Source organism: Klebsiella sp. Lac1, assembly GCF_009825425.1.
GTDB lineage: Bacteria > Pseudomonadota > Gammaproteobacteria > Enterobacterales > Enterobacteriaceae > Klebsiella > Klebsiella electrica.
The window spans coordinates 2,612,475-2,628,488 of the sequence record NZ_VJZJ01000001.1 but is presented as its reverse complement, the minus strand read 5'-3'; the positions used below and the strand labels follow the sequence as shown (position 1 = coordinate 2,628,488).

At 56.5% G+C, this 16,014-nt stretch carries 13 protein-coding genes and 2 pseudogenes; 10 read left to right on the top strand and 5 right to left on the bottom strand.

Features of this window, described 5'->3' with window-relative positions; genetic code table 11:
* Positions 1 to 137 precede the first annotated feature (137 nt).
* Positions 138 to 2,240, top strand: a complete 2,103-nt coding sequence (gene fusA / locus FNY10_RS12965) for an elongation factor G (RefSeq protein WP_160702718.1) — start codon at positions 138 to 140, stop codon at positions 2,238 to 2,240.
* 107 nt (positions 2,241 to 2,347) lie between these two features.
* Here fusA and sbcB read toward each other — a convergent pair whose 3' ends face one another.
* Together sbcB and FNY10_RS26985 are read right to left on the bottom strand one after the other, a co-directional pair.
* Entirely contained in the window at positions 2,348 to 3,772 is a 1,425-nt protein-coding gene (gene sbcB, locus FNY10_RS12960) for an exodeoxyribonuclease I (protein WP_160703295.1), read from the bottom strand.
* A gap of 110 nt (positions 3,773 to 3,882) precedes the next feature.
* On the bottom strand, positions 3,883 to 4,053 hold the full coding sequence (locus tag FNY10_RS26985; RefSeq protein WP_224742592.1) for a hypothetical protein: 171 nt from the start codon (positions 4,051 to 4,053) through the stop codon (positions 3,883 to 3,885).
* On the opposite strand from FNY10_RS26985, the gene dacD reads away from it, so the two are divergent.
* The 5 genes from dacD (at position 3,983) to cobT (ending at position 8,639) form a co-directional block, all read left to right on the top strand.
* Complete coding sequence (gene dacD / locus FNY10_RS12955; protein ID WP_227699433.1) at positions 3,983 to 5,119, top strand: serine-type D-Ala-D-Ala carboxypeptidase DacD; 1,137 nt, start codon at positions 3,983 to 3,985, stop codon at positions 5,117 to 5,119. The genes FNY10_RS26985 and dacD overlap by 71 nt on opposite strands.
* A gap of 147 nt (positions 5,120 to 5,266) precedes the next feature.
* Positions 5,267 to 5,740 (top strand): DNA gyrase inhibitor SbmC, encoded by a 474-nt coding sequence (gene sbmC, locus FNY10_RS12950; protein ID WP_160702714.1) that lies wholly within the window; start codon positions 5,267 to 5,269, stop codon positions 5,738 to 5,740.
* A 112-nt stretch (positions 5,741 to 5,852) separates the two neighbouring features.
* Complete coding sequence (locus FNY10_RS12945; protein WP_100684182.1) at positions 5,853 to 6,911, top strand: FUSC family protein; 1,059 nt, start codon at positions 5,853 to 5,855, stop codon at positions 6,909 to 6,911.
* Positions 6,912 to 7,079: 168 nt separating this feature from the next.
* Positions 7,080 to 7,415, top strand: a complete 336-nt coding sequence (locus tag FNY10_RS12940) for a DUF496 family protein (RefSeq protein WP_100684181.1) — start codon at positions 7,080 to 7,082, stop codon at positions 7,413 to 7,415.
* Between the two features lie 165 nt (positions 7,416 to 7,580).
* Entirely contained in the window at positions 7,581 to 8,639 is a 1,059-nt protein-coding gene (gene cobT / locus FNY10_RS12935) for a nicotinate-nucleotide--dimethylbenzimidazole phosphoribosyltransferase (protein WP_142255860.1), read from the top strand.
* Between the two features lie 43 nt (positions 8,640 to 8,682).
* On the opposite strand, the gene FNY10_RS12930 is transcribed toward cobT, so the two are convergent.
* Positions 8,683 to 9,792 (bottom strand): adenosylhomocysteinase, encoded by a 1,110-nt coding sequence (locus FNY10_RS12930; protein ID WP_160702712.1) that lies wholly within the window; start codon positions 9,790 to 9,792, stop codon positions 8,683 to 8,685.
* A 200-nt stretch (positions 9,793 to 9,992) separates the two neighbouring features.
* Here FNY10_RS12930 and FNY10_RS12925 point away from each other — a divergent pair.
* Positions 9,993 to 10,723: pseudogene (locus FNY10_RS12925) on the top strand (HPP family protein).
* A gap of 29 nt (positions 10,724 to 10,752) precedes the next feature.
* Positions 10,753 to 11,173, top strand: a pseudogene (locus tag FNY10_RS12920) (LysR substrate-binding domain-containing protein); the annotation flags it as partial.
* Here the strand turns inward: FNY10_RS12920 and FNY10_RS12915 are convergent.
* Positions 11,166 to 11,906, bottom strand: a complete 741-nt coding sequence (locus tag FNY10_RS12915; RefSeq protein ID WP_160702710.1) for a lipoyl protein ligase domain-containing protein — start codon at positions 11,904 to 11,906, stop codon at positions 11,166 to 11,168. The pseudogene FNY10_RS12920 and the gene FNY10_RS12915 overlap by 8 nt on opposite strands.
* 44 nt (positions 11,907 to 11,950) lie before the next feature.
* Complete coding sequence (shiA, locus tag FNY10_RS12910; RefSeq protein WP_160702708.1) at positions 11,951 to 13,273, bottom strand: shikimate transporter; 1,323 nt, start codon at positions 13,271 to 13,273, stop codon at positions 11,951 to 11,953.
* Between the two features lie 291 nt (positions 13,274 to 13,564).
* Between shiA and FNY10_RS12905 the strand changes: the two genes are divergently transcribed.
* Positions 13,565 to 14,062: a molybdopterin-dependent oxidoreductase gene (locus FNY10_RS12905; protein ID WP_131048075.1), complete on the top strand. Its 498-nt coding sequence runs from the start codon at positions 13,565 to 13,567 to the stop codon at positions 14,060 to 14,062.
* Positions 14,063 to 14,072: 10 nt separating this feature from the next.
* Positions 14,073 to 15,995, top strand: a complete 1,923-nt coding sequence (locus FNY10_RS12900; protein ID WP_131048074.1) for a putative bifunctional diguanylate cyclase/phosphodiesterase — start codon at positions 14,073 to 14,075, stop codon at positions 15,993 to 15,995.
* Positions 15,996 to 16,014: the final 19 nt, after the last annotated feature.

Here is a 16,014-nt window from a genome sequence, read left to right as displayed (position 1 = left end):
AGCCGTCGTTTCACCAATGGCAGTGATAGTAAAATAGTTCGAATATACTCGTACAGTTGTACTATGATAGCGGCAGTTAACCACGCTGCGGCACACTCTGGCCGCTTACTGACAGTCAAAATGACTAAGGACGTATCATGCCCCGACCCATCCCTCTCGAACGTTATCGCAACATCGGTATCTCCGCGCATATCGATGCCGGTAAAACCACCACCACCGAGCGCATTCTGTTTTACACCGGAATGAGCCACAAGCTGGGGGAAGTACACGATGGCGCGGCAACCACTGACTGGATGGCGCAGGAGCAAGAGCGCGGAATTACCATTACTTCCGCTGCGGTGAGCTGCTTCTGGCCCGGTATGGACCGTAGTTTCGAGCCACATCGCATCAATATTATCGACACCCCGGGCCACGTGGATTTCACCATTGAGGTGGAGCGCTCAATGCGCGTGCTGGATGGCGCGGTGATGGTCTATGACTCCGTCGGCGGCGTGCAGCCGCAATCGGAAACCGTGTGGCGACAGGCGAATAAATATAACGTTCCGCGGCTGGCCTTCGTCAATAAAATGGACCGCCCCGGCGCCGATTTCTTCCGCGTCGTGCAGATGATGATTGATCGCCTGAAGGCGAATCCGGTACCGATCGTTATCCCTGTTGGCGCCGAGGAGCATTTCACCGGCGTGGTCGATCTCATCAAAATGCGCGCCATTTTATGGGATGACGTGACCCAGGGGATGACCTTCAGCTATGCGCCGGTGCCGGACGAACTGCGGGAAACCGCCCGGCAGTGGCGAGAAAAAATGGTCTCCGCCGCGGCGGAAGCTACCGATGAGCTGATGGATAAATATCTTGAGAGCGGCGAGCTGAGCGAGGCCGATATCGTGGCCGGGCTGCGTAAACGTACCGTCAGCGGCGAAATTCAGCCGGTGCTGTGCGGCAGCGCCTTTAAAAATAAAGGCGTGCAGCGGATGCTGGATACGGTGATCGAACTGATGCCGTCGCCGCTGGATATTCCGGCGATTCAGGGTGTTGATGAGAAAGGGCAGCCGGCGGAGCGCCATCCTGGCGACGACGAACCGTTCTCGGCGTTGGCGTTTAAACTGATGACTGACCCGTACGTTGGCCAGTTGACCTTTATTCGCGTCTATTCCGGCACCCTGAAAAAAGGCGACGCGGTCTACAATCCGGTCAAAGGGAAAAAAGAACGTATCGGGCGTATTGTGCTGATGCATGCCAACGATCGCCACGAGGTGGATGAGCTGCATGCCGGGGATATTGCCGCCTGTGTCGGGTTGAAAGATGTCACCACCGGCGACACGCTATGCGATCCGGACGCGGTGATTACCCTCGAACGGATGGAGTTCCCGGAACCGGTGATCTCGCTGGCGATTGAGCCGAAAACCAAAGCGGATCAGGAGAAAATGGGGATTGCGCTACAGCGCCTGGCCTCTGAGGACCCGTCGTTCCGTCTGCATACTGATGAGGAGTCCGGGCAGACGATTATCTCCGGAATGGGCGAACTGCACCTGGAAATTATCGTCGATCGCATGAAGCGCGAGTTCGGCGTGGAGGCCAATATCGGTCGACCACAGGTCACCTACCGCGAGACACTGCGCAAAACGGTGAAAGAGGTGGAGGGGAAATTTGTCCGTCAGTCCGGCGGGAAGGGGCAGTATGGCCATGTTGTGCTGACCCTCGAACCGCTGGCGCCGGGGAGCGGCTTTGTGTTTGAGGACGCAACCAAAGGCGGGGTGGTGCCGCGCGAGTACATTCCTTCGGTGGAGAAAGGCTTGCGTGAAGCGATGGGTACCGGCGTGCTGGCGGGTTATCCGGTTGTCGATGTCAAAGCGACCCTGACATTTGGTTCGTATCATGATGTCGACTCATCGGAAATGGCCTTCCGCATGGCGGCGATTTTCGGCTTCAAGGAGGGGGCGCGCAGAGCCGATCCGGTGATTCTCGAACCGGTGATGCATGTGGAGGTGGAAACCCCGGAAGAGTATGCCGGGAATATTATGGGCGATCTCTCTTCGCGGCGTGGCATGGTGCAGGGGATGGAAGAGCGCTTCGGTAGCCAGATTATCCGCGCCGATGTTCCGCTGGCTGAAATGTTTGGCTATTCCACCACGCTGCGCTCAATGTCGCAGGGACGAGCGACCTACAGTATGGAGTTCCATCACTACGCGGAAGCCCCGCGCAACGTAGCGGAAGCGATTATCGCCAGCCGCGCTAAAAGCTAAAGAAACGTTCCCGGGTTGCGACGCGTGGCGTCTTACCCGGGCTACGAGCCCTGTCATCGTTTGTAGCCCGGGTAAGGCGTCAGCCGCGACCCGGGAATTGCCGCAGGTTAAACAATTTCCTGCGCGTACTGCCACAGCGCCTTCAACTGCGCCAGCTTCTCTTTATCGTCCGCGTACTGCTGATACAGCATCTGCAACTCATCGGCATAGGCCTGCAAAAACGCCGGTGTAAATATCTCGCGACGATGCTCTAACCAGCGCTGCTGCTCGGCCTCGTCAAGGCTGCCGGGGAAGTTGCGGGCGCGGTAGTTGAACAGCAGACGCTCTATCCGCTTGTCGGCAAAGGTAATATCCAGCGCCGGCAGGTTGCGCGGCTCGGTTTCCAGCACGATTTTCATCGCCGCGCGATCGGCATCGCTGAAGAAGCCGTTATAGAGCTGAGTATCGACGTTGTCGGAGGGAACAAACGGCTCTGCCTCGGCGAAAATAGCCACCGCTTTTTCCCGCACCTGCGGATGGCTGCGCAGCAGCTGCAGGTTATCCAGGCAGCGCTGGCGCTGAATCCCCAACCGGTCGGCATCCTGCGGGCGCAGCGTATTATCCTGGGCCAGCACCGGGCATTTATTGAGATGAACCAGCTTAACCGGCACCGCCGCCAGCTCCCCCAGATCGGCCTTTGGCGTGTATAGCCGCTCGCGCAGGGTATCGGCATCCAGTTCCAGCAGTGGCGTCATATCGCCGGCCAGATCGACCATGATCACCGCATTGCGGTTATCCGGATGCCAGGCCAGCGGTGCCACCAGGCTGGTGTTGCCGCGCGCCGCGCCGAACATGCCGGAAACATGGACCAGCGGCTTCATTTGCGGAACGTCGATCAGCGTCGCCAGCTTGCGCTTATTGCGATGGCTGTAGAGATAGTCAAACAGACGCGGTTGCCGGGCTTTGACCAGTTGCGCCATGGCGATGGTGGCGTAAACGTCGGCCATCGCGTCGTGGGCATTGCTGTGTTCAATGCCGTTGGCGACGGTCAGATGCTCAAGGCGAAAGCTCGGCAGGCCGTCCTCGTTCTCCGGCCAGTTGATCCCTTCCGGGCGCAGCGCATAGCAGGCGCGCATCACATCCAGCAGATCCCAGCGAGAGTTGTCGTGCTGCCAGCTCCAGGCGTAGGGATCGTAAAAGTTACGATAAAAAATATTCCGGCTGACTTCATCATCGAAGCGCACATTGTTGTAGCCGACGATGCAGGTTTTCGGCACCGTGAACAGATCGTGAATCCGGCGGGCAAAGGCGGCTTCGTTATCGCCTTTGGCGTTCGCCTCCTGCGGGGTGATCCCGGTTACCATCACCGCCTGCGGCTGCGGCAGATAGTCGTCGGCCAGTTTGCAGTAGAAAACCTCCGGTTCGCCGATGATATTCAGCCCGGCGTCGGTGCGAATGGCGGCGAACTGGGACGGACGATCGAGCGCGGGGTGGGTACCGAAGGTCTCATAATCGTGGAATAAAAATCCGGGCTGGTTGGCGCTATCTTGCATAATCTGTTCATTTTCCATGGTGGCTGGCACCCGTTATGGTAAACGATTTACCTGGGCATCAGAAGGGCGTTGGCCGAGCGATGCCTCCGTCGTGTCATATTTTCTTGCAATTAATCCCTGATTTGAAAGGAGAACTTCCGTAAAAAGGACGGCGAATCTGTCAATTTAGAGGATATGCCGTTGAAAGGCCGTTTTTTTATTGCTGTCACTTTGCTCGCTTCGAGCGTTTCTTGCGCATTTGCTGCCAATGATTTGCCCGTCACCGTGCCGCCACCGTCCATTCAGGCGGGATCCTGGGTACTGATGGATTACACGACCGGCCAGATACTGACTGCGGGTAATGAACACCAGCAGCGCAATCCTGCCAGCCTGACCAAACTCATGACCGGATATGTCGTCGATCGCGCCATCGACAGCCATCGCATCTCCTTTGATGATGTTGTGACCGTCGGCCGCGACGCCTGGGCCAAAGGCAACCCTGTTTTCGACGGCTCGTCGCTGATGTTCCTTAAGGCTGGCGATCGGGTCAGCGTTCGTGATTTAAGCCGCGGCCTGATCGTCGACTCCGGTAATGATGCCTGCGTGGCGCTGGCCGATTATGTCGCTGGCGGCCAGCCGCAGTTCGTGGCCATGATGAATGAGTACGTAAAAAAACTGCATCTGCAGGATACTCACTTTGAAACCGTGCATGGCCTGGATGCGCCGGGTCAGCACAGCTCGGCGTATGATCTTGCGGTACTGTCGCGGGCGATCATTCACGGCGAGCCGGACGTTTACCACATGTACAGCCAAAAAAGCCTGACGTGGAACGGGATTACCCAGCAAAACCGCAACGGTCTGCTGTGGGATAAGACCATGAATGTCGATGGGTTAAAGACCGGGCATACCTCCGGCGCCGGCTTTAACCTGATTGCCTCCGCGGTGGATGGCCAGCGGCGCCTGATAGCCGTAGTGATGGGCGCCGACAGCCCGAAAGGGCGCGAGCAGCAGGCGGCTAAACTGCTGCACTGGGGCCAGCAAAATTTCGATACCGTTCAGGTGCTGCAAAAGGGCAAGAAGGTCGGTAGCGAGCGGATCTGGTACGGAGATAAAGAGCAAATCCAGCTGGGCACCGATCAGGATTTCTGGCTGGCGCTGCCGAAGTCGGAAGTGTCGCGTATTAAAGCCAAATACGTGCTGGATAAAAAAGATCTCGAAGCGCCGATTGCCGCGAATCAACGGGTCGGGGAAATCTCACTCTATGATGGCGACAAAGTGGTCGCCCACTGGCCGCTGGTGACGCTGGAAAGCGTTGGCAAAGGCGGTGTGTTCTCGCGGATGAGCGATTATCTGCATCACGCGCTGTGACCGCAACGCCCCGTCCGGGGCGTTTTTTTTGCCTCATTTTTCTTCCTCCCGCATTGGCCACTCTGTGAATCAGCGCACATACTGATGTGCATCACCTGGCTACAGTATATGTACATTTATACAGTTGTTATCACTGGTGGAGGCACTATGAACTACAGCGTTAAGTCCGTCGGCAAACGTACCATTGCCGGTTTTCATAGGGTGGGGCCCTGGGATCAGACCGTTAAACAGGGTTTTGAGCAGCTCATGGCGTGGGTCAGCGGCCGTCAGATTCCGGCACAGGAGTGGGTGGCCGTCTACTATGACAATCCCGATCAGGTCCCGCCGGAGAAGCTGCGCTGCGCTACGGTGGTCACCGTGGCCGACGATTTTGTCGTTCCGCCCAACAGCGAAGGGGTCATTATCACTGAGATTGCGGGGGGAAAGTACGCATTCGCCAGCGCGCGGGTGGAAAATCACGACTTCTCGACGCCGTGGCTGGCGTTCTTCAATAGCCTGGTGCAGAGCAAAGAGTATCAGCTGGCGGCAAAGCCCTGTTTTGAGGTCTATCTCAACGACGGCAATCAGGACGGCTACTGGGATATCGAAATGTATGTCGCGGTCGAACGGGTGGAGAAATAAGCGCTTACCCCTTCTGTGGACAAGGTTTTTTACATTAGCGTACAGCTTACGCTGAAAAAGCAGTTACAATTGGCCTTTGCTTCCTGCCGCCGTTTGCTTGTTGGAGAGGTCTGTGCGCGCTGATAAATCACTTAAGCCTTTCGAAATCCGTCTGTATCGCCACTATCGCGTGGTGCATGGTATTCGAATTGCTTTGGCCTTTGTCCTCACTTTTTTACTGGTTCGTTTGCTGAATGTACCGGAAGGGACGTGGCCTCTGATCACCCTGGTGGTGGTGATGGGGCCGATTTCATTCTGGGGTAACGTGGTACCACGCGCTTTTGAACGTATTGGCGGCACTATCCTCGGCTCGGCGCTCGGGCTGGTCGCGTTAAAGCTTGAGCTTATCTCCCTACCCGTGATGGTGCTGTGGTGCGCGGGGGCGATGTTCCTCTGCGGCTGGCTGGCGCTGGGCAAAAAACCGTATCAGGCGCTGCTCATCGGCATTACGCTGGCGGTCGTGGTCGGCGCGCCGCCCGGGGATATGCACACGGCGCTATGGCGAAGCGGCGATGTTATCTTTGGCTCCCTGCTGGCTATGCTGTTCACCGGCATCTGGCCGCAGCGGGCGTTCCTGCACTGGCGAATCCAGATGGCAAATTACGTCACCGCCTTCAACCGCCTGTATCAGGCCGGGTTCTCCCCCAATCTGGTGGAAAGACCGCGGCTGGAAAAACATCTGCAAAAAGTGCTTAACGACGTGGTCAAGATGCGCGGGCTGATTACGCCGGCAAGCAAAGAAACCCATATCCAGAAAGCTATCTTTGAAGCCATTCAAACCGTGAATCGTAACCTGGTCTGCATGCTGGAACTGCAGATCAATGCATACTGGAGCTCACGTCCCGGTCATTTTGTGATGCTCAACGCCCACACCTTGCGCGAAACCCAGCAGATGACCCAGCAAACGCTGCTGACGATTGCGCATGCGCTGTATGAAGGTAATCCGCAGCCGATTCGCGCCAACACCGAAAAACTTAATGAGATCGTCGCCGAACTGCGCGAACTTATGAAAGAACATCAGGGAGATAGCCTGGCGGAAACTCCGATCCACGGCTACGTCTGGCTGTCGATAGAACTGGCGCGCCAGCTTGAACTGCTGTCGAATTTAATCTGCCGGGCTTTGCGTAAATAAAAACCAGATGCACGCCATTTGCCCACAGGTTGCTTCGATTCAGCAGCATTTAGGGGTATGATAAACATAAAGGAAAAAACATTGTCATCCGCGGCTGCTAACAGTTATGTTAGCCCTATATAGCAGTCGCTTTAGCGAATCCGAATCTCAAATATTAGGGGTGTAAAAATGGAAACAACTAAGCCTTCTTTCCAGGACGTACTGGAGTTTGTTCGTCTGTATCGTCGTAAGAACAAATTGCAGCGTGAAATTCAGGACGTTGAGAAAAAGATCCGTGATAACCAGAAGCGCGTACTGCTGCTGGACAACCTCAGCGATTACATCAAACCGGGCATGAGCGTTGAAGCTATTCAGGGCATCATCGCCAGCATGAAAAGCGATTACGAAGATCGTGTTGATGACTACATCATCAAAAATGCCGAGCTGTCCAAAGAACGTCGTGACATTTCCAAAAAGCTGAAAGTCATGGGCGAAGCGAAGGCCGAAGAGAAGGTCGAAGAGTAATCGCATCGCGTCTGCCCGGCGGCGGCTCTCGCCGTCGGGAATGATCCCCTCTCTGGATTTATCTCCTTCCCCCGGCGGCGAACCGCCGCGCCACGCCAGCTTTCACGCGCGACGGCGTTCACCACGGGCAATGGCAAATCACCTGCAAGTGCTACGAGGAACATGATGGACAATCTTTCGGCTTTCATCGCCGACATTCCGCTGCCGGACCGCGCGGCGATGGCTCAGGCGCAACAACATCTGGATGGTTTATTAAAACCGCCGGGCAGTCTGGGACGGCTGGAGGCGCTGGCAGTGCAGCTGGCCGGAATGCCGGGGCTGCACGGCCAACTGCAAGTGGCGGAAAAAGCGATTGTGGTGATGTGCGCCGATCACGGCGTCTGGCATGAAGGGGTGGCTATCTCGCCGCAGGCCGTCACGGCGATTCAGGCGATAAACATGACCCGCAAAAATACCGGCGTCTGCGTGCTGGCGGCCCAGGCGGGCGTGCAGGTGCATGTGGTTGATGCCGGTATCGACGCGGATCCGATCCCTGGTCTGGTGGATATGCGAGTGGCGCGCGGCAGCGGTAATATCGCCCGGACGGCGGCCATGAGCCGGGAACAGGCGACGGCGCTGCTGCTGGCCAGCATCCGCTATACGCGAGAACTGGCCGCGCAGGGCGTACGCATATTCGGCGTTGGCGAACTGGGGATGGCGAACACCACCCCGGCGGCGGCGGTCGTCAGCGTGCTTACCGACAGCGATGCGCAGGATGTGGTCGGCATTGGCGCTAACCTGCCGGTATCGCAGCTGGGACACAAAGCCGATGTCGTCCGCCGGGCGATTGCGGTCAACCAGCCGCAGGCCGATGATGGTCTCGACGTGCTGGCGAAAGTGGGCGGATTTGATTTGGTGGGGATGACCGGCGTGATGCTGGGCGCCGCCTCCTGCGGACTGCCGGTTGTGCTGGACGGTTTCCTCTCCTATGCCTCCGCGCTGGCAGCCTGCCGTCTGGCTCCGGGCGTGCATCCGTATCTGATCCCTTCGCATCTGTCGGCGGAAAAAGGGGCGCGTATCGCGCTGGAACATCTGCAGTTGAAGCCCTATCTGGATATGGATATGCGGCTGGGAGAGGGCAGCGGCGCCGCGCTGGCGATGCATCTTGTGCAGGCGGCATGCACGGTATTTAACGACATGGGCACGCTGGCGGAAAGCCATATTGTCCTGCCGGAAAGCCGCTAAGCCGGACTCAGGGCGACCGCTGTCGCCCTGAGTTTTTGCGGATTTACAGCGCTTTTTGCCAGACGCTTTGCGGCAGCAGATAGACATCGGCTTTCGCGTTCATACCGTCCGTTACAATATGATGAATCCCGCTGGCCATCACGGCCAGGGTGACGTCAAAGGCGTTCAGGCTGTCACCAAATCCTGCGGTCAGGTTCAGCATTGAGCCGTTGGCCATCAGGTAGACGGTTTTATCGCCCACCCGGTACGCATTGATATGCGGCATCACCTCGTCGTGGCTGAACTGACGCAGATAGCCGCAGTCGATCTCTTCCGCAACGTGGCCGACATTGAGAATGAATACGCCATCTTTGGCGTTATCCAGCGCCGCGCTATTGACCACTTTCTTCGCGCCGGTTGCCGTGGCGACCACATCGGCCGAGGCGATGGCATCCTGTAAATCCACAACATGCCAGCCATCATAGGCTGCCTGCAGGCGACGGGCGGGATCGATTTCTGCCACCATCACCTGTCCGCCAAAGGCTTTCGCTGCGGCGGCAACGCCTTGTCCCACCAGACCGTAGCCAATGACCAGCACTTTCTTCTCATGCAGCGTCAGGTGAGTGGTCTGGAAGAAGGTGTGCCAGGCCGTGAGGCCCACCATGTGGCGGTTATGCAGTCCCTCTTTAACCGGGAGATCGTCCCAGTTAAAGATAGGGTAGCCGGGACGAATATCGCCCAGGCGGCTGACGCCGGAGCCGGTGGCTTCCAGGCCGGCGACGATGTGGCCAAATTCGCCGCGCTGGTGCAGCAGGGTGGTGAGATCGGCACCCATTTCGCACAGGTGGGTAGGATCCCAGGCGATCGCTTTTTCCCAGGAGTGCTGCCAGTCGGCATCGCTCATGTCGCGCCAGGCGCAGGCCTGTGCGCCGCGCTCTACCAGCCAGGCGACAACCTCATCCTGCACGGTGGTGGGGTTACAGGTGGTCAGAAAGACTTTCGCCCCTTTCTCCAGAATCCCCTGCACCAGCGGAATCATTTTCATATCCAGATGCATACAGCAGGCCAGTCGGACATGGCTCAGATCGGGAAGGGCGGCGACCTGACGCAGCGTGCGCGGCATATTCTGGCTGGCCCATGCCACGTCTTTCACTAAATTTATCTTATTATTCAATGTGTTGTGACCTTCAATCCGTAGAGTGGGTTAAATCCCGGTGGGGAAATGATTCTAACGTAGTGTTCCGCGATCACATAACGGCGGCGTACCGCTAAATTCCGCGGGGAAGTCACCCTGCGAAAGATATGGTTGTTAAAATATGGTTAAAAAATGAAAATAAAATATAAGTTATTCCTATGACGTGAGTGAGCCGTTCGATGTTAAGCGTTTTACCGACCGCACTGTTCTCGCGGGTGCGCATTTTTCTTGGGCGATTAAAGCCGCATGCGCTGCCCGTTGCCGGAAAACATATCCTCCTCGGCTCGTTAGGTGCCGGTACGGGGCTGGCCGTCACCAGTCTGTTCAGCCACTGGCTGCTGGGTGAAATGAATCTGTGGTTTATCGCGCCGATGGGGGCCTCCGCGGTGCTGCTGTTCGGCGTACCGAATAGTCCGCTGGCGCAGCCTTGGTCAATCGTCGGGGGCAATGTGGTGTCGGCGCTGATCGGCGTGACCGTAGGGATGTGGGTGCCTCATCTTGCCCTGGCCTGCGGTCTGGCAGCCGGACTGGCCATTGCCGCCATGTATTTCCTCCGCTGTCTGCATCCGCCCGGCGGCGCCGTTGCGCTGACGGCGATCCTCGGCGGAGCGGGCGTCCATAGCGCGGGATACCACTTTGTCCTGACGCCGGTACTGCTCAATTCAATGATGCTGGCGTTACTGGCAATCATCTTCAACAACCTCGTCGGGCGGCGCTATCCTCACTCTCTGGCGGCTGAAGAGGTCAAACCCAACATCGTGCCGCTGGGGATCCCGGTGACCCGCGAAGATATTCATGCCGCGCTTCTCGACGGTCAGTTCCTTGATATTGATGAGGATGATGTACAGAACTGCTGGAAAATATCGAGCAAAAGGCGCGAAGGCGAATGGCCACCGCGCCGAAAGCATAACGGCACGGTGCCGGGAGGGTTACAGCTCTCCGGTTATATACTGGGCGACGCTGATTGTCGCCTCGGCAGAGTATATCCGCCGCTTTGGTCGCCCGGACTCGCCGGAGACGTTGCGCCACCATCAGTGCCTGACCTATCCGCGCGGGACGCAAAGCCCGCAGTGGACGTTTGAGTCCCGCGAGCAACCGGGCGAACGGCTGAGTGTCAAGGTTCATGGCCCGTTCGCCACCAATAACAGCGAATCGCTTCGTGATGCGGTGCTGGCAGGGCTGGGTATTGCGCTGTTGCCTGATTTCAGCGCCCGGGAGGCCATTGGTCGCGGGCTGGTGCAGGAGTTGCTGCCAGGCTGGCGACCGGTTGAGGTCTTCGCGCCAAACCCGTATGTCATCCGGCCCTATGCTCCGCGCGGTCGAGACGTTCAGCCACTATTTGAAGCACACCTTCAACTGAAAAGCGCCAGCTGTTCTGTCAGCGCCTGGTGAAAGCGGGGAAGCAAGTCTGTTTCGCCGGGCAGCAGCTGCGCCAGGGTTACGGTCTTATCAGCCCGATAGACCCGGCCGCTGTTGAGGCGCGCTTCAAAATCATTCGCGGCCTGATGGGCGCCGATCAGATCGGTGTCCAGCAAAATCACCGCATGAGCAAGCACCACATGTCCTTGATCAGCGGCCAGCGGCCGCCAGTACTGGGCGGTGCCGACAATTTTGCGGGCATGGTCGCCCTCGCCGCAGGCCAGGTTGTAGCGTCCGTCGCAAAATGACCCTGTCACCGCCTGATAATGACTCCCGACGCCAAACGTCGCCAGCGTGCGCTGAAGGAGCCCGCAGAGCTGTAGATAAATAGGTTCTGCCGCTTCGCCCAGCGGCTGCGTGACCGGCCAGGCGAGGCTGAGATTGATAATCCCGGGGCCCTGTGGGACCAGGCCGCCGCCGGAGCGGCGCAGCCACACCGGCCAGCCGCGACGGGAAAAAAGCGCGCTGACGGCGCTGAGTTCACTGAATTTGCGATAGCTACCGGGGACCACCAGCCCTTGCGGAGCCTGCCAGATCTGCGCCGCCGCTTCGCCGCGGCGAGCTTGCTCAAACAGCGGCTGCTCGGCCAGCGTCGGGTCAGGGCAGTAGCGCAGCGGCAGCGGTTGAGGATGAAACTGTGCCGGCCAGCAGGCCGGGCGGTTATCCTGAATCATAAGGTCTCCATCTGCGCGGCGGTTTCCCGCCGCGCACCACGCCATCAGGCGCGAGGGTTCTTTTTCATCAACATGGCAGTGACAGCGGAGAGCAGACAGCCGCCGGTCAGGTAAATCGCCACGCTGTGCCAGGCACCACCGGAGAAGGCGACTAACGCCGCGGCAATAAAGGGCGTAAAGCCGCCGCCAATGACGCTGGCGACCTGATATCCGACGCCAGCCCCGCTATAACGATAGCTGGCGCCAAACATCTCGGTGAACATCGGTTGCTGAACGCAAACCACCATGTCATGGGAAATATTAGCCAGCATCAGGGCGAAAAAGAGGATCCAGAAGTACGACTGACTTTCCAGCGCCATAAAGAACGGGAACGCGCAGAGCGTGCCGATGAACGCGCCGGTAATGTAGATCCGCCGACGGCCAAAGCGATCCGCAAGCCAGGCGAAGCAGGGGATCGTCAGACAGCTAATCCCGCCGACCAGCAGACCAATATTCAGGAACAGCTCACGCGGCAGGCCGAGATTCTGCGTTGAGTAATTCAGGGCGAAGGCGGTGACAATATACATGGTCAGCAGTTCGCACAGACGCAGGGCGATAATCAGCAAAAACGCGCCGGGATGACGGAACAGGGCTTCGACCACTGGCAGGCGTTTTTTGGCCGTCTTTAGATGGGCCTCCTGCTGCTGATGTTCAAATTCAGCTGATTCAGCCATACCGTTGCGGATCCACAGCGCGACTAACACCAGCACCACGCTGAACAAGAACGGCAGGCGCCAGCCCCAGCTGAGAAACTGCTCGTTGGTGGTGTTGGCGCTGATCAGCGAGACCAGGCCGGTGGAAAGCAGCAGACCCACGCCGTACCCCACCTGGACCCCGCTGCTATAGAAGGCTTTTTTATTTTTGGGTGCACTTTCTACTGCCAGCAGCGCCGCACCGCCCCATTCTCCGCCGACGGCGAAGCCCTGAATAGCGCGTAGGGTGACGAGCAGCACGGGGGCCCACCAGCCGATTTGATTAAAAGAAGGGAGCAGACCGATGCAGGCGGTCGCAATTCCCATCATCCAGACGGTCATCATCAGCATTCGTTTGCGCCCAAGGCGATCGCCGAAATGACCGAAGATGATACCGCCGAGGGGGCGGAACAGAAAACCGACGCCGAAAGTGGCAAAGGCGGCCAGCGTGCCCATTGCCGGGCTAATCTGCGGGAAAAATTCGCGGTTAAAAACCAGGGCGGCGGTAATGCCGTAGAGTAAAAAATCGTACCAGTCAACCACGGCGCCGGCAAAGCTGCCCCAGGCAGCTCTTCTGGCGCGATTGAGTGAGCATGTCTCCCTGCCGGGGCGGGAGGAAATAAGCGTTGAGTCCATACCTGTCCTGTCTGTTGCTGTGTTTATCATTATTGGAATGAGACGCAGTCCTGGCGGCGTCTGTACAGAGACTACCGCGCCACCGGATGAGAGAAAAGATTTTTACCGAAAGTACTGCTTTAATGGTAAAAAATGTGCTTTTTATCGTCAGGCGTAAACACGGGTTCAGAGTGTTCTGGAAAGAGAGAATATTTTTAATCGAGAACCTCACAACCCGCTGCTGACGTCTTTTAAGAATTGGCCTTAATGGTTTACAATTAACTTATCTCCAATTCCTGAATGGTGAGCTAAATGCGTCTACTTTTCGCAGTTTTATTTTGTGTTATGGTTTTGCCTAATGCTTTTGCAGAAAAATTGTCTGCCCCAGTCGGGAAGCCTGTTTTAACCATTTCCGGCTTGATTGGAAATACAAATGCAGGCGATACCGCGGTGTTTGACCTGGCTGGATTAGAAAAACTGGGGATGGAGACGATTGTCACCACCACGCCCTGGTACTCAGGAAAAGTGCGCTTTGATGGCGTTTCCCTTAGCAAACTCATGGATTTAGTCGGCGCCAGGGGGACAACGGCCAAGGTCATTGCCTTGAACGACTATACGACGACGGTCCCGCTTGATGATTTTCGCAAGTTCCCTGTTATCCTCGCGCTAAAATTGAATGGCGAATATATGCACATCCGTGATAAAGGCCCTTTATTTATTGTTTATCCGTACGATAGCAGCCCTGAACTGCAAAACCAGGTTTATTATTCCCGTTCGGCGTGGCAAGTTTCAAAAATTATCATAGAGTAAGGGTTTGATCTTGAATCGAATACTTACTGGAATTATTTTGTCGCTGTTCATCATCACCGGATACATTATGTATCTGGTGCATGAGCGTCAAAGTGAGTTGCAGAAATTAACCCGCTATACGGATACCTGGTCAGTCTCTCAGGTGGTTTCCGAGTACATGCGGCTGGAGTCGTGTTTAGGCGCATACGCGCTTGGCGTGGAGAGCGCTGACCACGATCAGGTCCGTCTGCGTCTGGATATTATGTTGAGCCAGGTGGAGCTGTTGCAGCAGGGCGACCTGGGGAATTTTATTCATAAAGATGCCGGGCGCCAGGCCACCGTCGATCGTCTGAACAGTATTTTGCAGCAGCTCGATAGCGGGCTGGATAAGATGACACCTGCCCAGATTAAGGTGGTGTTAAGCAAAATGAGAGAGATTGACGGCCCGATGACCTCGCTTTCCTCCACCTCGCTGGTGCAGGGGATTGACGTGGTTAATCATACCCACGATAAAATTCAGAATCTGTATTATATCTATTCAATTATCTCCATCCTGTTGATTACAACCTGTATTACGCTGGGGCTGTTGATGCTGCGGCAGAATAATAATCTGCGCCGCGCCCACGTGCGAATGAAACTGCTGGCCGACGATCTGCAGTTATCAAAAGAGAAACTGCAGGTGCAAAACCGCCGCTTGCAGTACGATGCCTACCATGATTCGCTGACCGGTATGCCTAACCGGCTCTCCTTCTGGCAAAAGTTGCAGGAAATCGTCAATCAGGTCAGGCCTTACGATGGTTGTGCCGTGGTGATGCTGTTCGACCTCGATAATTTTAAAGAAGTCAACGATACCCTGGGCCACGATTCCGGCGATAAACTGCTGCAGGAACTGGCCAGTCGCCTGTCGTTTTTCCGTAAAACCGCGGAAACGCTCTATCGTCTGGGAGGCGATGAGTTCGCGCTGATCTCCTGCGACCTGAGCGAAGAGATGGCGCTGGAACGGGCGATGGTGATTCGGGAAAAAATCACCCAGCCCTATCAAATCTATGACTCGATGATCAACATCGATGCCTGTATCGGCATCGTGCTTTCCGATCGCGAAACGCGTACCGATTATTTGTATAAATGCGCCGATCTTGCGCTGTATGAGGCGAAAAAAGAGGGCCCAGGTACCGTTAAGGTCTTCCGTCCCGGTATGCTGCAACGTCTCCAGGAGAATAAATCGTTTGAGGATGACCTGCTGCAGGCGCTCGATAATGATGAATTCCGGGTTTATTACCAACCGATAGCCGATACGGTCAGCGGCGAAATTTACGGTTATGAAGCGCTGGTACGTTGGTTCCATCCGATACGTGGCCTGGTTCCCCCGAGCACCTTTATTCCGATAGCCGAGAAAACGGGCATGATAAACGCCCTCGGCGAGTGGGTGCTCAGCACCGCCTGCGAAGAGGCGGCGCGCTGGTCATCGCCGCTTAAGGTCTCGGTAAACGTGTCGCCGATTCAGTTGATTAACTGCTCGTTGACCGAGGTGATTGTCAACGTATTGCAAAAAACGGGTCTCGATCCGCATCGTCTGGATCTGGAAATTACCGAGTCGGACGTATTCAATGAAAACACCCGCTCCTTAGAGATCCTCAGCCAGTTGCGCGAGCTGGGGATCCAGATTTCGATTGATGATTTTGGTACCGGCTACTCGTCATTGTCGCGGCTGAGCTATTTCCCGTTTGATAAGATAAAAATCGATCGCTCGTTCGTGATTAATATTCCGCAGCAAAAAGACGATCTCGATATTGTGCGTTTGATCATCAGTATGGGGAAAAGTTTGCATATGTGTATTGTCGCCGAAGGCGTCGAAACAGAAGAACAACTCCAGTCGCTGCAACAATTAGGTTGCGATCTGGTTCAGGGTTATCTAATTGGTAAACCCGGCCCCCTGAACACGCCGCTAAAATAAATCATCTGCGCTCCTGTCT

Coding starts and splice junctions, on each gene's coding strand:
- fusA (WP_160702718.1), top strand. CDS start 138: ATGCCCCGACCCATCCCTCTCGAACGTTATCGCAACATCGGTATCTCC.
- sbcB (WP_160703295.1), bottom strand. CDS start 3,772: ATGCAAGATAGCGCCAACCAGCCCGGATTTTTATTCCACGATTATGAG.
- FNY10_RS26985 (WP_224742592.1), bottom strand. CDS start 4,053: ATGGACGGTGGCGGCACGGTGACGGGCAAATCATTGGCAGCAAATGCG.
- sbmC (WP_160702714.1), top strand. CDS start 5,267: ATGAACTACAGCGTTAAGTCCGTCGGCAAACGTACCATTGCCGGTTTT.
- FNY10_RS12940 (WP_100684181.1), top strand. CDS start 7,080: ATGGAAACAACTAAGCCTTCTTTCCAGGACGTACTGGAGTTTGTTCGT.
- cobT (WP_142255860.1), top strand. CDS start 7,581: ATGGACAATCTTTCGGCTTTCATCGCCGACATTCCGCTGCCGGACCGC.
- FNY10_RS12915 (WP_160702710.1), bottom strand. CDS start 11,906: ATGATTCAGGATAACCGCCCGGCCTGCTGGCCGGCACAGTTTCATCCT.
- shiA (WP_160702708.1), bottom strand. CDS start 13,273: ATGGACTCAACGCTTATTTCCTCCCGCCCCGGCAGGGAGACATGCTCA.
- FNY10_RS12905 (WP_131048075.1), top strand. CDS start 13,565: ATGCGTCTACTTTTCGCAGTTTTATTTTGTGTTATGGTTTTGCCTAAT.